This window comes from Rhizobium fabae (genome assembly GCF_003985135.1).
GTDB classification, from domain to species: Bacteria; Pseudomonadota; Alphaproteobacteria; order Rhizobiales; family Rhizobiaceae; genus Rhizobium; species Rhizobium pisi.
In genome coordinates this window covers 77,643-98,068 of record NZ_ML133649.1, presented here as the reverse complement: position 1 = coordinate 98,068, position 20,426 = coordinate 77,643, and the positions used below count along the sequence as shown (strand labels likewise).

The 20,426-nt window shown below is 60.3% G+C and carries 19 protein-coding genes and 1 pseudogene; 5 read left to right on the top strand and 15 right to left on the bottom strand.

Translation table 11 applies throughout. The annotated features are described in order from the left end of the window. Positions 1-31: 31 nt before the first annotated feature. From EFB14_RS11675 to EFB14_RS11640, 8 genes are read right to left on the bottom strand one after another with little or no spacing between them, the layout of a single operon-like run. Positions 32-385, bottom strand: coding sequence for a cupin domain-containing protein (locus tag EFB14_RS11675; protein ID WP_126825465.1), 354 nt, complete (start codon positions 383-385; stop codon positions 32-34). Further along, positions 378-1,046 (bottom strand): cysteine hydrolase family protein, encoded by a 669-nt coding sequence (locus EFB14_RS11670; protein WP_126825462.1) that lies wholly within the window; start codon positions 1,044-1,046, stop codon positions 378-380. Before EFB14_RS11670 ends, EFB14_RS11675 begins: the two co-directional genes overlap by 8 nt. Then, complete coding sequence (locus EFB14_RS11665; RefSeq protein ID WP_126825459.1) at positions 1,046-2,596, bottom strand: ABC transporter ATP-binding protein; 1,551 nt, start codon at positions 2,594-2,596, stop codon at positions 1,046-1,048. The genes EFB14_RS11670 and EFB14_RS11665 overlap by 1 nt, the downstream gene beginning before the upstream one ends. Beyond that, the gene (biuH, locus tag EFB14_RS11660; protein WP_125842697.1) at positions 2,593-3,294 is read right to left on the bottom strand and encodes a biuret amidohydrolase; all 702 of its coding nucleotides are present in this window, start codon (positions 3,292-3,294) and stop codon (positions 2,593-2,595) included. The genes EFB14_RS11665 and biuH overlap by 4 nt, the downstream gene beginning before the upstream one ends. Before the next feature lie 11 nt (positions 3,295-3,305). Next, positions 3,306-4,322 (bottom strand): formamidase, encoded by a 1,017-nt coding sequence (locus tag EFB14_RS11655; RefSeq protein ID WP_126825456.1) that lies wholly within the window; start codon positions 4,320-4,322, stop codon positions 3,306-3,308. Between the two features lie 12 nt (positions 4,323-4,334). Next, on the bottom strand, positions 4,335-5,261 hold the full coding sequence (locus tag EFB14_RS11650) for an ABC transporter permease (protein ID WP_125842384.1): 927 nt from the start codon (positions 5,259-5,261) through the stop codon (positions 4,335-4,337). Further along, positions 5,261-6,391, bottom strand: a complete 1,131-nt coding sequence (locus tag EFB14_RS11645) for an ABC transporter permease (RefSeq protein WP_126825453.1) — start codon at positions 6,389-6,391, stop codon at positions 5,261-5,263. Before EFB14_RS11645 ends, EFB14_RS11650 begins: the two co-directional genes overlap by 1 nt. 20 nt (positions 6,392-6,411) lie before the next feature. Next, positions 6,412-7,539: a BMP family ABC transporter substrate-binding protein gene (locus EFB14_RS11640; protein ID WP_126825450.1), complete on the bottom strand. Its 1,128-nt coding sequence runs from the start codon at positions 7,537-7,539 to the stop codon at positions 6,412-6,414. Between the two features lie 339 nt (positions 7,540-7,878). On the opposite strand from EFB14_RS11640, the gene EFB14_RS11630 reads away from it, so the two are divergent. Then, positions 7,879-8,553, top strand: coding sequence for a GntR family transcriptional regulator (locus EFB14_RS11630; protein ID WP_125842390.1), 675 nt, complete (start codon positions 7,879-7,881; stop codon positions 8,551-8,553). A 423-nt stretch (positions 8,554-8,976) separates the two neighbouring features. Here EFB14_RS11630 and EFB14_RS33390 read toward each other — a convergent pair whose 3' ends face one another. Next, a complete protein-coding gene (locus tag EFB14_RS33390; RefSeq protein WP_245438241.1) occupies positions 8,977-9,300 on the bottom strand; it encodes a hypothetical protein in 324 nt (107 codons plus the stop codon). On the opposite strand from EFB14_RS33390, the pseudogene EFB14_RS11625 reads away from it, so the two are divergent. Then, positions 9,182-9,718: pseudogene (locus EFB14_RS11625) on the top strand (hypothetical protein). The gene EFB14_RS33390 and the pseudogene EFB14_RS11625 sit on opposite strands and share 119 nt — an antisense overlap. Positions 9,719-9,801: 83 nt before the next feature. On the opposite strand, the gene EFB14_RS11620 reads toward EFB14_RS11625, so the two are convergent. The 6 genes from EFB14_RS11620 to EFB14_RS11590 form a co-directional block, all read right to left on the bottom strand. Beyond that, positions 9,802-10,575 (bottom strand): slipin family protein, encoded by a 774-nt coding sequence (locus EFB14_RS11620; RefSeq protein ID WP_125842392.1) that lies wholly within the window; start codon positions 10,573-10,575, stop codon positions 9,802-9,804. After that, positions 10,572-11,990, bottom strand: a complete 1,419-nt coding sequence (locus tag EFB14_RS11615; protein WP_126825447.1) for an NfeD family protein — start codon at positions 11,988-11,990, stop codon at positions 10,572-10,574. The genes EFB14_RS11620 and EFB14_RS11615 overlap by 4 nt, the downstream gene beginning before the upstream one ends. 251 nt (positions 11,991-12,241) lie before the next feature. Next, positions 12,242-13,441: a mandelate racemase/muconate lactonizing enzyme family protein gene (locus EFB14_RS11605; RefSeq protein ID WP_126825441.1), complete on the bottom strand. Its 1,200-nt coding sequence runs from the start codon at positions 13,439-13,441 to the stop codon at positions 12,242-12,244. Positions 13,442-13,458: 17 nt separating this feature from the next. Further along, complete coding sequence (locus EFB14_RS11600) at positions 13,459-14,820, bottom strand: mandelate racemase/muconate lactonizing enzyme family protein (RefSeq protein ID WP_126825438.1); 1,362 nt, start codon at positions 14,818-14,820, stop codon at positions 13,459-13,461. 64 nt (positions 14,821-14,884) lie between these two features. Further along, the gene (locus EFB14_RS11595) at positions 14,885-16,051 is read right to left on the bottom strand and encodes a mandelate racemase/muconate lactonizing enzyme family protein (RefSeq protein WP_125842397.1); all 1,167 of its coding nucleotides are present in this window, start codon (positions 16,049-16,051) and stop codon (positions 14,885-14,887) included. Between the two features lie 53 nt (positions 16,052-16,104). Further along, positions 16,105-16,815, bottom strand: a complete 711-nt coding sequence (locus tag EFB14_RS11590) for a GntR family transcriptional regulator (RefSeq protein ID WP_125842399.1) — start codon at positions 16,813-16,815, stop codon at positions 16,105-16,107. Positions 16,816-17,023: 208 nt separating this feature from the next. Between EFB14_RS11590 and EFB14_RS11585 the strand changes: the two genes are divergently transcribed. The 3 genes from EFB14_RS11585 to EFB14_RS11575 all read left to right on the top strand — a co-directional run bounded on the left by EFB14_RS11585 (position 17,024) and on the right by EFB14_RS11575 (position 20,422). Continuing rightward, entirely contained in the window at positions 17,024-18,502 is a 1,479-nt protein-coding gene (locus EFB14_RS11585; protein WP_125842401.1) for an ABC transporter substrate-binding protein, read from the top strand. 73 nt (positions 18,503-18,575) lie between these two features. Then, a complete protein-coding gene (locus tag EFB14_RS11580; protein WP_126825435.1) occupies positions 18,576-19,535 on the top strand; it encodes a carbohydrate ABC transporter permease in 960 nt (319 codons plus the stop codon). Next, a complete protein-coding gene (locus EFB14_RS11575) occupies positions 19,532-20,422 on the top strand; it encodes a carbohydrate ABC transporter permease (RefSeq protein ID WP_125842405.1) in 891 nt (296 codons plus the stop codon). The genes EFB14_RS11580 and EFB14_RS11575 overlap by 4 nt, the downstream gene beginning before the upstream one ends. Positions 20,423-20,426: the final 4 nt, after the last annotated feature.

Below are 20,426 nucleotides of genomic sequence, written 5' to 3'. Positions count from 1 at the left end.
ATCATCGGGCAGACCTCGGGAGATATCGGGTTCAGGCAATTTCGCCTTCGAGTATTTTCACGGGCCGGTCCCACTGGATGAGCACGACACAGCCGGTATCGCTCCAGACCGAGTGTTCGCTGCCCGGCGCATTGACGATATAACTGCCGCTGCTGTAATCGCCCGTCTCGTCGGATTGAACGCCATCGAGCACCAGAATGGTCTCGAGTCCTTCGTGGCGATGGCGGGGAACGGAGGCGCCGGGCTCATATCTCAACAGCGCCACACCCGGCTGATCGCCCTCGAATGGGCGGATCCAGTGAATGGTGACAGCGTCGCGAAAAGGGCCGAATTCCAGCGCCTTCCAGCCGCCTGGGCTCAGCAGTTCGCGGGTCGTTTCAGGCATGGGCGATGCTTTCCAGAATGTCGTCGACATGAGCGGTCCAGCCGACGATCGCGCCCTGAGCGCGGATCATGGCGATGGCTGCGGCTTTGAATTCCGGGAAATAGCTTTCCGTCGCCTCCTCGGCAAGCAGGCACTCATAGCCGCGGTCGTTTGCTTCGCGCATCGTCGTCTGCACACAGACTTCGGTGGTGACGCCGGCAAAGACGAGCTGACTGATACCCTTCTCCTGCAACACCCTGCCGAGGTCTGTGGCGTAGAAGGCACCCTTGCCGGGTTTTTCGATGACGACTTCGCCCTTCACAGGAGCGAGTTCCGGCAGGATTGCCGTGCCGGGTTCGCCGGAGATCAGAATGCGGCCCATCGGGCCTTCGTCGCCGATCCTGAGCGAAGGATTGCCGCGGTCGCGTTTTGCCGGTGGCAGGTCAGAAAGGTCCGGCCGATGGCACTCCATCGTATGGATCACAGGCAGACCGGCATTGCGGAAGCCTTGGATGAGGCGTTTGACATCAGGCACGATCCTGGTGATGCGGCTGACATCATTGCCGAGGCTTGCACCGAAGCCGCCGGGCTCGGCGAAATCGCGCTGCATGTCGATGACGATGAGGGCAAGTTCATCATGCTTCACCGGAAAGGCGAAAGGTTCGGCTTTGATCTTCGCCATCAATGATGTCCCGCCATGTGGGCGCCGATCACGCCGATATCGGCCGAGCGTGCCGGTGTCTCGTAAACTAGCTTGCCTTCCGAAATGACCATGATGCGGTCGGACATCTCGAGCAGTTCGTCGAGGTCTTCCGACAGCAGCAACACGGCGGCACCCAAATTGCGCGCCTTCATGATACGGGCACGGATTTCGGCAACGGCCGAGAAATCGAGACCGAAACAGGGGTTCGATACGATCAGCAGATCGACATCGCCGGTCAGTTCGCGGGCGAGCACCGCCCGCTGCACGTTGCCGCCCGAAAGCGCTGCGATCGGCGAGGAGGAAGAGGCGGTCTTGACCTTGAAGTCGGAGATCAGCGCCGAGGCACGCTTCTTCATACTGCCCTTGTTCAGCCAGATCGCGTCCTTGCCGTCCGACTTCAAGTCGAAGGTGCGGAACGCAAGGTTCTCGCTCACGGTCATCTTGGGTGCGCAGGCGTTCTGCAACGGCTCTTCCGGGATGAAACGCACCTTGTTCTTGCGCGTCTCATCGCGGGTGGCGCCGTAAGCCTCGCCATTGACCATGATCTTACCGGCATCGGTCGGGCGCTGGCCGGCGAGAATCTCCGTCAGCTCCTTCTGGCCGTTGCCCGATATGCCGGCGATGCCGACGATCTCGCCGGAGCGGACTGTCAGCGCGTCGATCTCGATCGTCTTCAGGCCGGAGCGATCGGGGGCCTTTACTTGGCTTACGGTCAACACCGGTCTTGCCGCTTCGGCCACCGGCAGACGGCTGTCGAGCTCGGCGAGCTTGACGTCGCCGATCATCATCGCCGCCATCTCGACAGTGGAGAGTTCGCCAACCTTGCCGGTACCGACCAGCTTGCCGCGCCGCAGGATCGAGACGGCATCGGCGAACTTCGTCACCTCATGGAACTTGTGGGAAATCATCAGCACGGTGAGTTCGCCGCGCTCGGTCATTCCGCGCACGATGCCGAGCATCTCGTCGGCTTCGGCCGGCGTCAGCACCGAGGTCGGCTCGTCGAGCACGAGGAAGGAGCGGCCGAGATAGAGCTGCTTGACGATTTCGAGCTTCTGCTTTTCGCCGGCGGCAAGCTCGCTTACCGGCCTGTCGAGCGGGATCTTGAACGGCATGCGCTCCATGAAATCCGCTAGATCCTTGCGTTCCCTGGCCCAGTTGATCACCGCGCGGACCTCGGTGCGGCTGATGACCAGGTTTTCCGCACCGGTTAGAGAGGGAACCAGGGTGAAATGCTGGTAGACCATGCCGAGCCCATAGGTGGCGGCGTCCTTGGGGGAGGCGACCGCCACCTCGCGGCCGTCGACCGACAGCGAGCCTGACGTGGCGTGATAGAAGCCCATGATGCATTTGACGAGCGTCGACTTGCCGGCGCCGTTTTCGCCGAGAAGCGCGTGAAAGGAGCCGGCCGGAACGGCAAGCGAGACGTTGTCGAGCGCAGTGAACGAGCCGAAGCGCATGGTCATCCCGAGCGTATCGATGCCGACCGCCTTGCCGGTCTTGGGGAGGGGCGTGTCGCGAACGGTACTCATGGCAACTGGCTCACAAAGGTTTCGGAATTGGAGACGGAACCGAATACGCCACCCTGCATCTTCACCATCTTGATGGCGGCGAGGTGGTTTCCGTAGTCGGTCGCACCGCAGCAGTCCTCCAGAAGCAGGCATTCGTAGCCGCGGTCGTTTGCCTCGCGCATCGTCGTCGAAACGCAGACATCGGTGGTGATCCCGGTGAGGATGATGTTCTCGATGCGCTTCTGGTTGAGGATGAGTTCGAAGTCGGTGGCACAGAACGAACCCTTGCCGGGCTTGTCGATGATCGTCTCGCCTTCGATCGGGTAGAGTTCGGGGATGATGTCCCAGCCAGGTTCGCCCCGCGTCAGGATGCGACCGCAGGGGCCGGGATCGCCGATGCCGGCGCCGATCCGCTGCGAGCGCCAGCGTTTGTTGGCCGGCAGATCGGCAAGATCGGGGCGATGGCCCTCGCGGGTGTGGATGATGTGGTAGCCCTTGGCCCGCATGGCGGCAAGCACACGTTTGATGGGTTCGATCGGCGCCTGCACCAGCGACAGGTCGTAGCCCATATGGTCGACATAACCGCCCTTGCCGCAGAAATCGGTCTGCATGTCGATGATGATGAGGGCGGTATTGTCCGGTCTCAGAGCGCCGTTATAGGGCCACGGATAGGGATCGGCGTCGATAAAATGCCCTTCGCTTTCGACCATCGCGTCCATCATTCTCTCTCCTATTCCGCGGCAGGTTTGAGGGGTTCGCCGTAACGGCGCATTGGCTTGTCAAATCCGCAGGACGTGCCGTCCTTGACCTTTATCTCGTCTTCCCAAGGCAGGCGGTATTTGCCGGCGACGAGGTCGTGCATGTAGGTGTAGGGCGCATCCTGCGCGCCGCCGGCGACGGCGACATAGCCGCGATGGCCGAACTGATAGATATTGTTCTCCACGCCCCAGCCGAGCCGGGCCTCGCGCACTAAGTCGGGACGCACCTCGGCGGTGATGATCTCGTTGACGCGGCCGGAGGTGCCGTGGGCGATGATCGTGCCGTCGAAATTGCAGATCATGCCTTCACCCATGGAATCGAACGTTCCGTCCGAGCCGCACATGCAAACGTTGGCCGTGACCATCAGATTACAGAAGGCATTGGCCTGGTTGGTAAAACGCCAGGCATCGCGGATCGGCGCCGTGTAGCCGGCTGTACGAATCATGATTTCGGCGCCCTTATAGGCGCATTCGCGCGCCATCTCCGGGAACATGCCGTCATGGCAGATGATCAGTGCGAGCTTGGCGCCTCGCGGGCCTTCGATGACAGGGATGCCAAGATCGCCGGGCTCCCAGGGCTCGACGGGGATCCAGGGATGCATCTTGCGATAATAGAGCTTCAACTCGCCTTGGTCGTCGATGACGATGCCGGAATTGTAGGGCATGCCGCCAGGGTTCAGCTCCATGATCGAGAAGCAGCCCCAGATCGCGTTGTCCCTGCAGGCCCTCCTGAAGGCCGCGACCTCCGGCCCGTCGAGCTTGCACATGATCTCCGGATTGATGTCCATGGAGAGGCCGTGCAGCGCATACTCGGGAAAGACGACCAGGTCCATGCCCGGCTGGTTGCGCCGTGCTTTGGCCACCAGATCGACGATCACATGCGTCTGTTTTGCCAGATCCGCTTTGGTGAGGGTCACCGGCAGTTGGAGCTGTACCAGGCCGATGCCGACGCCATGTTCGGATTTGTTGAGACCGCCAAGTCCATTCATCGGCAAGCTCCGTTACTTCGTGAGCGACAGGGCACCCGGCGCACCGGCGAGCGAGCGGGTGGGCGAGGACGTGGCGATCAGGATGACGAGGGTGAGGACGTAAGGAGCGGCGTAGAAGAGGTAGTAGCCTTGCGTGACGCCGACCGACTGCAGCGCCGGGCCGAGCGCGCCGGCACCGCCGAAAAGCAGGGCAGCGAGAAAGCAGCCGATCGGGTTCCAGCGAGCGAAGATCACGAGAGCCACGGCCATCAGGCCCTGGCCCGACGAGATGCCTTCGTTCCACGAGCCCGGATAGTAGAGCGAGAGGTAAGCGCCGCCGATCGCCGCCAGCGAGCCGCCGGCGGCCGTCGCCAGCAGGCGAACCCGGTCCGGGTGGACGCCCATGGCCCGGGCCGCGTCGGTACTGTCGCCGACAACGCGCAGGATCAGGCCGATGCGGGTGTTCTTGAAGGCCCAGAACAGGAAGAGGGCAAGGGCTGCGCCGATGAAGAACAGCACGTTGATATTCAGCGCCGCCTGGATCTGCGGAGTGCTCGACCAGCCACCGAGCGGGATCGAGGGCAGTTTCGGCGCCACCGGCTGGATGAAGGATTTGCCGAGGAAAAACGCCATGCCGAGACCGAACTGCATCATGGCGATGCCGATGGCGATGTCGTTGACCTTGGGGAATTTGCAGATCCAGCCGTGGATGAGGCCGAAGACTGCGCCGGCCATCATGGCAGCCAGCACGCCGAGGGTCGGCGAGCCGGTCATGACGGCCACCGCATAGGCCGTCATGGCGCCGAAGACCAGCGTGCCTTCCAGGCCGAGATTGATTCGACCGGAGCGTTCGGTGATCGTCTCGCCGAGGCTGACGAAGATGAATGGGGTGGAAACGCGGATGGCGCCCGCGAAGATCGCCAGCGGCACGCCCCAGATGCCGATGCCTGTCTCTTCCATCAGAGGCTCCTTTTCCAGAGGTCGGGATTGAAGATCTTGAAGCGGCCGTAGAAGGTCTCGCAGAACAGAATGACGATGAAAAGCGTCCCCTGCAGCACCAGAACGGTCGCATCCGGCAGGCCCATGCGCCGCTGGATGAGGCCGCCCGAGGCGTCGATGCCACCGAGCAGGATCGCGACCGGAATGATCGCCAGCGGATTGTGCCTGGCGAGGAAGGCGACGAGGATGCCGGTATAACCGTAGCCGGCGGCAAGCGAGGCATTTGCGCTTCCCTGCACCGCCGCCACTTCAATCATGCCCGCCAGACCGGCAAAGCTGCCGGCGAGTGCCGTAAATCCCGCGATCAGTTTTCCCACAGGCAGTCCCTGGATCTGGGCGGCGCGCACGTTGCCGCCGGCAATGCGGGCGGCAAAACCGTAGCTCGTCGCCTCCATCACGATCCAGGACACAATGCAGGCGAGGATGCCGATGACGAGACCCCAATGCACGTCCATGCCGGGAATCTTGCCGAGCATATATTCCGCCGGCAGCGGCCTGGTCGACGGCTTGTTGAGGCTTGCAGGATCGCGGAGCATCCCTTCGACGAACTGGTTCATCAGGGCAATGGCGATATAGGAGAGCAGCAGCGATGATATGGTTTCGTTGACGCCGCGATAGTGGCGCAGGAAGCCGGCAAGGCCGATCCAGATGCCGCCGACCGCCATGGCAGCGATCGCCATCAGAATGAGGGTGAGGAAAACGGGCGCAGTGCCGGCGAGCGGCAGAGCCATGGCTGCGGCAGCAACGCCGCCCAGCACGACCGCTCCTTCCCCGCCGATGATGACGAGGCCGAGACGGGCGGGCAGGGCGACGCAGAGCGCCGTCAGGAGAAGGGGTGCGGCGCGGCTTAAGCTGTTCTGCACCGAAAACCAGCTGCCGAAGCCGCCGGTATACATCAGTTGGAAGAGGGCGACCGGCGACTTACCGACCGCCAGGATGAAGAGGGAGAAGAGCGCAAGACCGATCAGGATGGCCGCAAGGGCGATGACAACAGGTTCGGCGCGCCGCGCGATCCATTCGAGGATGGGACGTAGCGAAGTAGGCTTTTCCGAAGCGATCGATAGTGCGGGATCATTGGCCTCGATGGTCATGGCGCTTCTCCCTTCGCGGTTTACGCCGTGGACCCGACGACGCCCTCAACCAGATAATTCATGCTTTCGAGCTCGATCGCGTCTTCGGCGTAGCTCTTGTCGGCGGCAACGACAGTGTCGCCCTTATTGTCCTTCAACGGTCCCTTGAAGACCGAGAAGCCGCCCTTCATCATCTCCGCCTGCGTGACTTCGAAAGCCTTGCGGCCCTCGGCGGACACGGCGGGGCCAAGCGTGCTCATCTTGACGAAGCCGTCCTTCAGGCCGCCGCGCACGAAGTTGCCGAGCTTTTCGCCGGCCTGCGCCTTCTTGACGAAGTCGCTGTAGACGTTGCCCCAGGCCCATTCGGCGCCGGTGAGGTACTTTTCGGGAGCAAGCGGGCTCTGGTTGGCGTGATAACCGCAGACGAAGGCGCCGCGGCCGGCCGCCGTCTCGACGACCACTTTGGGACTATCGACGTGGCAGGTGATGACGTCGGCGCCCTGGTCGACCAGCGCGTTGGTGGCTTCGGCCTCCTTGACGGCGAGCGACCATTCACCGGTGAAGATCACCTGGCAGGTGATACCAGGATCCACTGTGCGCGCTCCAAGCAGGAAGGCGTTGATGTTCTGCAGAACTTGCGGGATCGGCTTGGCGGCGACGAAGCCGATCTTCTTGCTCTTCGTCGCATGACCAGCGGCGATGCCGTTCAGATACTGGCCCTGGAAGATATAGCCGAAATAGGACCCAGTATTGGCGGGATTCTTGCCTTCCTGCCAGAGGCCGCCGCAATGGCGGAACTGGATATCGGGATATTTGGCGGCCATGGCCAGCATGTGGGGATCGAAATAGCCGAAGGAGGTCGGAAACAGCAGGGTCGCGCCATCGAGATTGATCATCGACTCCATCGTCTTCTGGACATCGACGGTTTCAGGAACATTCTCTTCTTCGACCAGGGTCACGCCCGGCAGCGCCTTGACCACGGCGGCACCTTCCGCATGCGCTTGGTTGTAGCCGTAGTCGTCCTTGGGGCCGACATAGATGAAGCCGACGGTCAGCGCGGTCTGGGCTGCAGCGGGAGAGCCGATAAGGCCCGGCATGGCGCCGGCGAGCGCACCGGCAGCGGAAGCCTGGAGGAAATTGCGGCGGTTCATGGAAAGGAGTTTGGTCATCGGAATGCTCCTTGCGGCGTTGGGACGGTTGCGAACGAGTACAGAAAAGTGCATGCAATGAGCGTGCCATAAATCAATCTATTGTTTTTTATTATTTATTTTATTTGCAAAACTCGCGCACTGCAAAAGTGCATGCAGATTGTCTGATCAGTTGAGTAAAAAGTAAGCAACAGGTATTTTTTGCTCATATTGTCCGCGTAATTGCTGCTACACTGTGCTACTAAAGCTCCCTTATTCATCAGAAAGCGGAAATTTAACAACAGCTTCACTGCCATATTTGACTTATCGGACCTCGAGCTGCATCTGTATGCAGAGTGTTGATGTGAGCAGATTCGTATTGTGAAGCAGACCAGACGCAGAGAAGTGATCCGCACCGGAACCACCGTCGAACAGATGGTGCGGGCGATTTCCGACATGATCGTCACAGGCGAGATCCTGCCGGGCGCGAAGCTGGACGAGGTATCGCTTGCGGTTCGTTTCGACGTTTCGCGCACGCCGGTACGCGAGGCCTTGCGTGAGCTGGGCGCCATGGGATTGGTCGTGCGTGAGCCAAACCGCAGTGCCCTCGTTACCAATGTCACCGAGTCCTACCTGCATTCGATGTTTGAGGCGATGGCGGAGCTTGAAGCAATCTGCGCCAGGCTCTCGGCCGAGCGCATGACGGTCGACGAGCGGCGCGCGCTGGAGTTGGAGCATCGGGCATCGATGAGGCTGGTGCATGCCGGGGCCGAAGAGGAATACTCTGCTCACAATACCGAATTCCACACCCGGCTTTATCGCGGCGCGCATAATGATCATGTATTCGAGATGGTGATGCAGACGCGGGCGCGACTGGCACCTTTTCGGCGGGCACAATTCCGTTTGCCCGGGCGTCTGGCAAAATCCTATGAGGAGCACGGCCGGATCGTGACTGCGATCATGCGCGCGGACGCCGCGGCCGCGGGGCAGGCGGCATATTCTCATGTGGAAATTGTCAGCGATGCCAGCGCGGTATTTGCAACGGCCGGAGAGTAGAGGGATGCGAGACGCCTAAAATCAGGCCCCACTAGCCCTCTTACGGAGAACGCCCCGTCGTTTCGCGTCGGAACTGCTCACCTCGACGGCGCCCTCCGTGGTGGTGACGGTCACCTTGGGATGCAAATAGGAGAAGCGCGCTACGCCTCATCGAGGTAGGGCCGGAAGATCAGCGCGATGTCCAGGTTCACGTGTGTCATTATAGTGGCCTTCCTTTTCTTCCGGAGAAAATCAAAGAAAAGCAGCGTTTAGCCGGATCCAAGCTGGAGACAAACCGGGCCGGCCAGTTGATGGCGGCCGCACCCCACATTGAAAATTCGAAGACGGATAGCTGCGAGAATTCGTCGTGTTGGCGGCCTTTCCCTTAGTCCCCCGACGCTCTGAAGGGAGAGGAATAGGGTCGCGGAGGAATTCTCGGTCTTGTCACGCCTGTTGGCAACGTCGGTCACGCCAACGGAATTCCAGCCATACCAAAATGGAGGATCCCGTGCCCCGTCGCCTCGGATAGGTTCTGGGCTTCGAGTCGGGAAACCGATAGGGTCCAATGATCAGGACGGATGCTTCAAACTCGTTTGGAAAAGCAAAAATGGTTTGACCGATCCGTGCGATCATCATTGCAGTGCTCCTGTTGCTTGTCGCCTTTGCATTGGCCTGGTCGTCGCTCGCGCTTTGGTACCGCTTGCCGTTGCCCGAGATCGGCAGGCACGCCAGCGCCATCTTGTTCGGGCTTTTTGGCGCCTGGGTCATCGTGGCCCTCTTTGGCAGAAGGCGCTTTCGTGCAGTCCTCGCGTTTGCGGCCGCGTTCGTCCTTGTCCTCGTCTGGTGGAGCACGATCGAACCGCCGGCAAATGGCGCGTGGGCTCCGGACGTCGCTCGTCAGCGGCCACGCCCGTCTTCTACAATTCGCTGACGACCAACTCCACGATGACCATCGTCAAGATGATGCGCGTCGCAGGCGACGCCGTGCCGACAGACTGGCGCCTCGTCGTCAACGGATACCTGCCGGAATACACCTATGACCCGGGGCGCGCTGGATATCTCGGTTCCCCTGTCGCAACTGCGCTCAGCCGCACACATCGCTGCAAGGGCGCACGACGACGGTCTTTCGCCGAATTTCTCGCGGGCCATTCGCGTCGATGTCCCGTCACCGCAGGACGCGTTGTGAATCTTCGCCGAAGCGTTTGAGCAAGTAAACGGCTAGGCAGGCAACACAATGCCTCCGGCTTGTCGCCGAGGACATGCCGTTGCTCATTCAGTTGGCTTGTCTGCTTTGCCGCCCAGGAGATGGATGAGTTCCATGGGGAACGGGAATATGATCGTCGAACTGTTTTCCCCGGCAATAACGTTCAGCGTGCTCAGGTAGCGCAGTTGCATTGACAACGGTTGTCTGGCCAGCATTTCAGCCGCTTCCACCAGCTTTGCCGCAGCCTGCTGCTCGCCCTCGGCGTTTATGATTTTTGCACGCCGCTCGCGTTCTGCCTCAGCTTGCCTTGCAATCGCACGGATCATCGACTCGTTGATGTCAACATGCTTGATCTCAACATTGGCCACTTTGATGCCCCACGCATCCGTTTGGGCGTCGAGCATTCTCTGGATATCTTCGTTGAGCCTGTCGCGTTCCGCGAGCATCTCGTCGAGATCGTGCTTGCCGAGCACCGAGCGCAGCGTCGTTTGGGCAAGCTGGCTCGTGGCTGCCATGAAATCCTCGACCTGAATCACTGACTTCTCCGGATCGATGACCCTGAAGTAAATCACCGCGCTGACTCGAACCGAAACGTTGTCATGGGAGATGACGTCCTGGCTGGGTACGTCGAGCACGCGCGTGCGCAGGTCGACCCGCACCATTTGTTGTACGTAGGGAACAAGCAGGATCAATCCGGGGCCTTTCACGCCGGTAAATCGGCCAAGTGTAAAGACGACGGCCCGCTGATACTCGCGCAAGATCTTGATCGCGCTCGCCAGGGTGATCAGCAACAGGACGACTGCGACGATATAGAAGATGAAACCTCCAATCATGGTCATCTGCGCTTCTCCTTGCTTTCTTGAGGTCCCCTATTCTTGTGGGGATCACGGGTGACCTCGAGGGTTAACCCATCTCTCGCAATGACCGTCACGTCGTCTCCGTCCGTGAGCGGTTCGGCGGAGGCGGCGCTCCAGCGCTCTCCATGCGTGACAATGTAGCCGGTCGTGCCCGTCCAACTGGAGACTTTCCCCGAAATGCCGATCATCTGCTCCGCACCGGTCGCCACGGCACGCCGGCGCGCGCCGAATGCAAGGCGAACGACAATGAGGCTGAAGGCGAGGGCCGAAACACCGATACCAACCAGGACCTGCCGGCTCACTTCCAGATCGGGCACATCCGTATCGAAGAGAATGGTTGCGCCCAGGACGAGGGCGACCGCACCGCTAAGGCCGAGGATGCCGAATGTCGGTGCATGCGCCTCCACGACAAAGAGAGCAACCGCAAGCACGATAAGGCCGACGCCGGCATAGCTGACCGGTAGCAGTGCCAGGGCGTAGAGACCGAGCAGCAGGCATATGCCGCCGACTGTTCCCGGGATAACCGCTCCGGGCGTGAGAAACTCGAATATCAGGCCGTAAATGCCGATGACCATCAGCATGAGAGCGACATTCGGGTCGGCGATGACCGAAAGCAGGCGTGTTCTCCAGTCAGGCTCGATGCTCTGGACAGCGAGGCCCGTCGTATCAAGCCGGATGTCCACTCCTCCTGCCCGTACCGTGCGACCATTGGCTTTCGCCATCAGCTCGTCGACGGAGAGCGCGACGAAATCGATGACCTTTTCGCGTTCGGCCGCAGTCGATGAGAGGCTGGCTGCGTCCCGTACCGCCTTTTCCGCCCAGTCGGCGTTGCGATTGCGTAACTCGGCCAGCCCCCGAAGATAGGCAGCCGCGTCGTTCACTGCCTTTGCCTCTGCAGCGTTGGGCGACTGTCGCTCCTTGCTGTCGCCGTTCTGGCCGTTGTCTTGTCCGCTCCCACCGAGAGCAATGGGCGTTGCGGCGCCCAGATTAGTCCCCGGCGCCATGGCGGCGATATGACTGGCATAGAGGATGTATGTGCCGGCGCTGGCCGCACGGGCGCCGCTTGGAGCCACGTAGCTCGCGACCGGCACAGACGAGGCAAGGATTGCGCGAACGATGTCCCGCATCGACGTATCGAGACCGCCGGGCGTATCCATTTGCAGGACGACCAACGCCACTTTACGATCGTTGGCAAGCTGGATGCCGCGTATCAGATAGTCGGCGGACGCCGGGCTGACGGCGCCATTCAATCGCAGCAGTAAAGCGACGCGTTCCGAGCCCGCTGTCGGGGCGACGGAAAACAGGAATGCTGAACCCCAGACCAATGCCAAAGCGAAAATACGGATTGCCTCTCGGCAATACCTCCGGGGCCGCACGGTCACCCGATCTATATTCATACACTCAAATATACGCCAGATTTGCCAAAAGATAAGGCAGAAGTTTCGAGCAGCGCCTGGTCGCGATCGATCCGAAATGGATACCGCTCCGCCTGGCGCTTCGTTTCCATGGGGTTGGCAGGACCCGCGTCGCCCGCGTATCTTGGATCGCGCAGCTCGCCTGTTCATACGAACCGGTCTGCTTCGGAATGTGGGTGGCAAGGACATTGCGGACATCATGCGGCCCGTGGGGCAATAGCCCCTTAATGGGTTCAGTCGAAGAAGCCCGCATCCTCTTCCCTGAGATATCGCCTGGCCGCTGCGGTGTCGATATCGAGGCCGAGCCCCGGCGCTTCCAGCAGGTCCACCATACTGTCCTTCACGATCTGCGGCGGCAAGCCGACTACCAGATCCTCCCACCAGGGGTCGGAGGCGCTCGGATATTCGAACGCGATGTAATTTGCAGGCAAGGTGGCGCAGACATTGATCAACGCGCCGAGGCCTAGCAGGCCGTTGGCGGTCCCGTGCGGCGCCATCAGGATCGAGTGCATGTAGGCGTGCTCGGAGACCCATTTGAGTTCGGCAATACCGCCAATATCGGCCGGATCGGGGCCGATGACGCGCACCGCCTGCGTCTCGATCAGTTCCTTGAAATTGTGCCGCAGGTAGATCTGCTCGCCAGTGTGGATTGGCGTGGACGTGGACATGGTCAGTTCCCGATAGGCCTGCGGATTGACCCACGGCACGTAGTCGCCAGTCAGCATGTCCTCGAGCCACATCAAATTGTACTTCTCGACCGCGCGAGCGAACTTGATCGCATCGGGCAGCATCCAGCCCGGGCCGCAGTCGAGCGCCAGGCTGACTTTGTCGCCCAGCACTTCCTTCATCGCGATCACGCAGTCGAGCATGTGATTGAAACCGCGCTCGCTGATCACGCCCTGATCCATAGCGCCGTGATAGCCGGCCTTCTTCTGCGTCACGCCGTAGTGGAAGTCCTCGATGGTGTCCTTCATGTTGGAGTGGAACGAGATTCCTTGCTTGACCATGAAGAAGTTCTGCGGCTGCTCCATCATCCATTTGGCGTCAGCCGCGTAATCTTCCGGCCGGTCGCCCGTGCGTTTCCGGCGGATCGAGCCGTTGTAGACCCGCACCTTATCCCGCACCTTCCCGCCGAGCAGCTTATAGACGGGCACGCCCGCGGCCTTGCCGGCAATATCCCACAGCGCATGCTCAATAGCGCTCACTGCCGCGCCGTACGGCTTGAAAGAGCCGCGTTGGCGGATCTTCAGCATGACTCTCTCGACGTCGGTCGGGTCTTCGCCGATCAGCGCCTCGCGGAAATGCAGCACAAAGGGCTTGAGGTAGGACTTGGTGAACTCGACTTCGCCCAAGCCATAGAGGCCCTCGTCCGTGACGATGCGCACGATCGGGTGTTTGCCGATAACGGCGCAGCGCAGATCGGTGATCTTCATCTTTGTTCCTTTTCGCCTCAGCTCCAGGTGCGATCCCAGGAATATTCATCGTCCCAGTGATCCGTGGGGCGCCAGATGCCGGTGACACCCGGCTGCAGATGTTGCGCGATCACCTCGTCGACGACGTCGTCAATCCCCAGGCCAGGCTTGTCCGGAACAGTGATGAAGCCGTCCTTCACCAGCGGCTTGGGAAGGCCGGTGACGATATCGTCCCACCAGTCGACATCGGCGGAATGGTATTCGAGCGCCATGAAATTTTCGGTCGCGGTCGCCAAGTGTGCGGCGGCCATTGCGGCGATTGGACTTTCTGCCATGTGGATGGCCATGGCGACACCATGGTCCTGCGCCATATCGCCGATCTTCTTGGTCTCGAGGATGCCCCCGCTGGTAAGCAGGTCCGGATGGATAACCGAGACGCCGCCACTCTTCAGCAGAGGCTCGAAGCCCTCCTTGAGGTATATGTCCTCGCCAGTGCAGATCGGCACCGTGGTGGCGTCCTGCAGTTGTCGGTACTGCTCGGTATACTGCCAGGGGATCACATCCTCGAGCCAGGCCGGGACGTATTTTTCAATTCGCCTGGCAAGGCGAATGCCGTTCTGCATGGAGATATGGCCGATATGGTCGATCGCCAGCGGCACATCCATGCCGATGACCTCACGAACCTCGGCGATGTATTGCTCAAGCAGGTCGAGGCCCTTGTCGGAAAAGTGCAGGCCGGTAAACGGGTGCGGGACATTATGCAAATCGTAGGCAGCGTTGCGGACGCGCCGCTCTTCAAGGGTCTTCAGCGGTCCGCGGCCCGGACTGTCCCGGTACCCTTCCAGTGAGCCGGCAGGAAACACGACCGCGCCGGGCACATCCGCGATCTGCATCAATCCCAGATCCATCTTGAGGAAGGTGAATCCTAGCTCCATGCGCTGCTTGAGGCGCTTGCCGGTCTCGGTACCGCTCGGCACGGTGGCGTCGGTATCACAGTAGACGCGCACTTTCTCCCGAAACCGGCCGCCGAGCATCTGGTAGATAGGGACACCATAGGCCTTGCCGGCAAGATCCCACAACGCGATTTCGACCGCCGATACGCCGCCGCCTTGCCGGCCGTGCCCGCCGAACTGCTTGATCCGGCGAAATAGTCGATCGATGTTGCAAGGGTTCTCGCCGAGCAACCGACTTTTCAGCATTAGCGCGTAGGTGGCGCTGGCGCCGTCGCGCACCTCGCCAAGTCCGACGATGCCCTGGTTCGTGTAAATCTTGAGCAGCACCGAGGTGAACGGCGCGCCGACAATTTCGGCGACCCGCATGTCGGTAATGCGAAGGTCGGACGGCTTGGAATGCGTGTTCACCCGATTGAGCGCCTCGTCGGCTTCATCTGCTTCTGGCATGATTTATCCTCGTTCTGTCGGCGGGGTTCGTCGCCGCGCACGGCTGCGGCGGCATGGAGCGTTGCTAGTCCAACTCTATCTCGTGGCTTTGAAGGTAGTCGCGGTTCATTTCGACGCCCAGACCAGGCTTGGGCGTAAGCTTGAGGCTGCCGTTCGAAACATCGAGCGGCCTGTCGATGAGGTGATCGTATTTGCCCAGGTTCCACTCTGACGTTTCGAGTTTGTAGAAGTTAGGAACGGTCATCATCACCTGCGCTCCCGCAACCACGTTGATCGGTCCTGCGGCGTCGTGCGGCGAGACCGGGATGTAGTAGGCTTCGCATAAGGCGGAAATCTTCTTGAGTTCGGTAATGCCGCCGGTCCAGGTGACATCAGGCATGATGTAGTCGGCGAGCCTGTTTTCGAGCACCGGCACGAAATCCCACTTCGTGTGGCCACGCTCGCCCCATGAGATCGCGGCGCTGACCTTCTCACGGACCTGTCTGAGAGCGCTGAGGCTCTCCGGTGGACAGGGCTCCTCGAACCAGTCGATCTGACCAGCCTCCTCGAGGCTTCGACAAAGGCGAATGGCAGTGGGAACGTCAAACCGGCCATGCGCATCGATGAGGATGTCGACATCAGGGCCTGCCGTTTCGCGGATCAGAGCCGTCAGTTCGGCAGCTTCGCGCTCATCCTTGCGGCTCATGCTGCCATCGAGGTAACCGTCCCGCTGTTCGCGAGGTTGACCATCCGCGGTGTGGCCTTGGTAGGGGAAAGGATCGAACTTGAGCGCAGTGTGGCCTGACTCGACGATGTCTCGAATTTCCCGGACCACAGCCTCCTTGCTGGTAAACTTGGCCTGGTTGGGGTGGGTGTAGAGCGCAATTTCATCGCGTACCGGTCCACCCAACAGCTCGTAAATTGGCTTGCCAAGGACTTTGCCTCGGATGTCCCAAAGGGCTATGTCGATGGCGCTCACGCATTCGACTGCGGCGCCGCGACTGCCCATGTAGGTGAAGCTGCGGAATATCTTGTGCCACAGATACTCGATACGCGCCGGGTCCTCGCCTGTCACAGCGGCACCGATCTGCCGCAGGATCGTGCAGAGCGCGCGATTGGCGAGCCTTGTCGTGGTGGTGATCTCTCCCCAGCCGCTCAGCCCCTCGTCGGTTGTCACCTCAACGAACAGATACTCTCCCCAATAAGAAGCATCGGATTTGATGAGCCACGGCCGAACGCTGGTGATTTTCATCTCAACTGCCTTATCTGAAGTGGTCGGGATAACGGTATTCCAGGTCCTGTATTCTATCCTGCCCGAGCGGCGTTACGCGCACGCATGTGTTCGAGGATGTGCCGGCCGGAGCCTTCGACATGGCGTGCAATGAGTTCGGCAGCCTCGTTCGCATTTCCAGCTTTTACATGCGCGATGAGCTCGCGATGCTCGCTCAGGATCGCGGCACGCCGGGCGAGCGTGAAGTTGAAGCGCCGGCTCACGGCTCGAAGCACTTCGCGATGCTTCCACCAAAGCTCGGCGGCATGGCGGTTGTAGTGCTTTTGATACATGACGGTGTGAAAGGCGGTGTCCAGCTCGCTGTGCCTCAACGTGTCGACGAAGTCGTTCTCTTCAATCAGGCCTTGGATGCGTTCGAGTTCAGCAATGTCCTCGACGGTGGCCATATTCACGAACCATCGGGTCAGTGCCGGCTCGATCAAGACTCCGATCTCGTAGATGTCCCGAACGAAATCCTGATCGATTGGCCGGACGCGCGCTCCGCGGTTGGGAACGAGGGTGACAAAGCCCTCCCCGCGCAACAGTTGCAGAGCCTCGCGCACGGGGTTGGTCGAAGTGCCATGGCGCCGGGCGAGATCGGTGACCACAAGCCGTTCGTTGGCAGCGAGCCGCCCTTCAATGATGTCTTCCCTGATCAGTTGATAAAGCGAGGCACCCTCGCTGGAGGCCCCGATAGCGTCGATCCCTTCGGGTGGCTGTGCTTTAAAATCGCTTGTTTCGGCCAAGGCTGTCCCCATGAATACACATATTGCTCGGATATCACGCGATGTTGCTACAAACAATGTACGATTTTGCTAGTTGACAGGCAATCTCTGATCTGAAAACGTATGATGAGCTCGAAAAAATACATTTGGCTGGAAACGTCCCGCGGCCACGAGCAAAGACCGCTCGCCTCGACGCAGAGCGGCATGGGAGAGAACCTGGAGGATACCTATGACGAGGATTTCACTCGGTGGTGCCGTCCTGCGCGGCACTGTCTCCACTGTTTTGATGGTATCGTTGATGTCCGCGTCTGCGCTGGGTGCGCCGGTCGACTTGAGCAAGTGGTCGCCGCAATATGTGCGCTCCATTGCCGGCACACAGGATTTTGACACCGCGGCCGATTGCGCCAAGGTCACGCCGCTCGACTACAAGGGGCGACTGACTTTCTGGTATCAGGGCGTGTTCGAGGGCGACCCCGACCTCCTGCGCCAATATTACAAGGAGTTCTTCGAGACCTTCCGCAAAACCTATCCAAACATCCAGCTTGAGGAACAAGCCCTCACCTATAACGACCTGCTGGATAAGTTCCGGACCGCACTCCTTGGCAATGCAGCGCCCATGGCGGTCCGCCTGCAGATCCTGGGCGGCACCGAGTTCGCCTCAAAGGGCTATTTGCAGCCGCTCAAACCCGAGGATGTAGGGTATTCGACCGAGGATTTCTGGCCCGGCGCAATGAAGGCTGTAACCTGGGAGGGGGTGACCTACGGCATTCCCACCAACAATGAGACGATGGCGTTTATCTGGAACGCCGACATCTTTAAGCGTGCAGGCCTCGATCCGGAAAAGGCTCCGGCAACCTGGGACGACGTCGTCAAGTATTCCAAGCAGATCCACGACAAACTCGGCATTGCCGGTTACGGCCTCGTGGCTCGCAAGAATGCCGGCAATACGCCGTACCGCTTCATGCCGCAGCTGTGGGCCTATGGCGGCGGCGTCTTCGATGAAGCCACCGCCAACCCGACCTATAAGAAGGTCGAGCTCAATAGCCCGCAGAGCAAGGCGGCATTGCAAGCCTCCTACGATATGTATGTTCGCGACAAGTCGGTTCCCGTTTCGGCGCTCACCAACCAGCAGGCCGACAACCAGCCCCTCTTCCTCGCTGGCCAGCTCGGCATGATGATCTCGCACCCGTCCGACTACAACGTCATGCTCGACCTCCAGAAGAAGACGACGGGCAGCGACAAGGACAAGGCGCAGACCGTCATCGACAACATGCGCTACGGTCTGATTCCGACCGGCCCCGACGGCAAACGTGCCGTCGTGTTTGGCGGCTCCAACATTCACATCCTGAAGCCCGAATATGTGGAGGGCGGCAAGGTAGACGAGCCGGCTGCAAAGGCTATCATCTGCATGTGGACGAGCCCCGAATGGTCGCTGAAGATGGCCTATGCCGGCTCGAACCCGGGAAACCTTAACGGCTTCAAGACCAAATGGATGAAGGAACGTCTTGATAACATCAAGTTCCTTGATGTCACGACCTCGATGCTGCCGTACGGCATCCCGTTCCCGGCGCTGCCACAGGCGCCCGAGATCATGAACATCATCGTCCCCGACATGCTGCAGAATGCCCTGACTGGAGCCATGACCGTCGACCAAGCAGCGGACGACGCAGCCAAGAAGGTAAAAGACCTGACGGACGGCGGACTCTAGTCCAAGCCTGCCGATCTGACCGGCTGCGCCTCGATTGCAGCCGGTTTCTCCCGAAGAATAAGGGCAGGGCACAGTGACAATCTTGAGTGGCAAGGCCGAGGCACGCCGAAGACTGCAACCCGATAGGTCCGGCGTGCTGCGAAAGATTTGGGAGCATCGCGCTGACTACGCATACGTGCTTCCTGCGATCGCCGTGATGCTCATCGTCATTGCCTATCCGATCTACTACACGATCGAGCTGTCGTTCTTTAATACACCGCCTGGCCTACAACTCCGGGACAAGATTTTCGTCGGCCTCGACAACTACATCGCCATCCTCACAAGTCCGGTGTTCTGGAAGGTCACCTCGAATACTCTTATCTGGACACTGGCATCCACTTTTGTCTCATTTGTCCTGGGATTTGCCTGCGCCTTGGCGCTCCATCGAGACTTTATCGGCCGCGGCATCCTGCGGGCCATCCTTATCGTTCCCTGGGTCATCAGCGCGGTCGCCGCGTCTTATATCTGGAAGTGGATCTACCATTCGGACTTTGGGATCATCGGCGCGGTGTTGGTCGGCCTCGGATTGGCCGACCGGCCGCCGAATTTCATCGACAGCGTCAGCACGGTGCTGCCCTCGCTGATCGTCGTCAATATTTGGCGAGAGTTTCCGTTTGCCATGATCATGATGATGGCTGGGCTGCAAACGGTTCCCGATCAGTTGCTGCGCGCCGCAAAGGTCGACGGAGCCAATGCATGGCAGCGGTTCTGGCACGTCACCTTTCCGCACTTGAGAAACGTCTCGACGGTGACGATCCTTCTGCTGGCAGTGGCAAACTTCAATTCTTTCATCATCCCCTGGATCATGACCGGCGGCGGGCCGTCGAACGCATCGCATATCTGGATCACCCACATTTATGAACTCGCCTTCGGCCGCCAGCGCTGGGGCGTGGCATCAGCCTATTCGGTGCTGCTGTTCCTGATCCTGATGTCGCTCGGCTATTTCTACGTCCGTGCGTTGAGCGGCAATGAACGGAAGGATGGAAACGAATGAGCGCGATTGCCGAGACTGCTCGTCGAAGCCAAGCGCGTCGCCGTACCCGCATCGATGGATGGCGGTGGGGTGGACGCATCTTCCTTGTGTTCATGCTGCTTTACACCGCATTACCGATGATCTGGATGCTGATCACCTCGATCAAGTCCGGCTTCGCGGCCATGCAATTCCCACCGCAATGGTGGCCGGACCAACCCACCCTCGCCAGTTACCAGAAGCTGCTCGATCCGCAAAACAGCGTCGGTCAGGACTTCCTGCGCTTCTTCTGGAACAGCCTTTTCGTCTCCACTGCCACCACCATCCTTTCGGTGATCGTGGCAGTTCCTGCGGCCTACGCGTTTTCGCGCTTCACCTTCCCGGGCCGTAACTTTCTGTTCTTTGCCGTCCTGCTTCGCAACATGTTCCCGGCGGTGATCTTTCTCGTGCCGCTCTTCATCCTGATGCGCGCGATCGGGCTGGTGAACACGCATGGGTCGCTCGTCCTCACCTACCTCACATTCGGCCTGCCGCTGGCAATCTGGCTGCTCAAGGGCTTCTACGACAACATCCCGGTGCAACTCGAGCAGGCCGCACGCATCGACGGAGCAACACGGTTCCAGGCCTTTATCCTGATCGTAATGCCGCTCTCGGCGCCAGGGATCATCGCCACGGCGATCTATTCCTTCATCGGCGCGTGGAACGAGTACATCTATGCCTACACCTTCCTCTCCAAGAACGAGCAGTTGACGCTGCCGGTCGGCATCCAGCGCTTCTTCTCGGAAAACACGACGGACTTTCCAGGGCTGATGGCGGCGAGCTTCATGATGAGTGTGCCCGTCGTGGTCCTGTTCCTCGTCCTGCAACGATACTTCGTACGCGCCCTTACGGAAGGCGCAGTCAAGCACTAGGGAG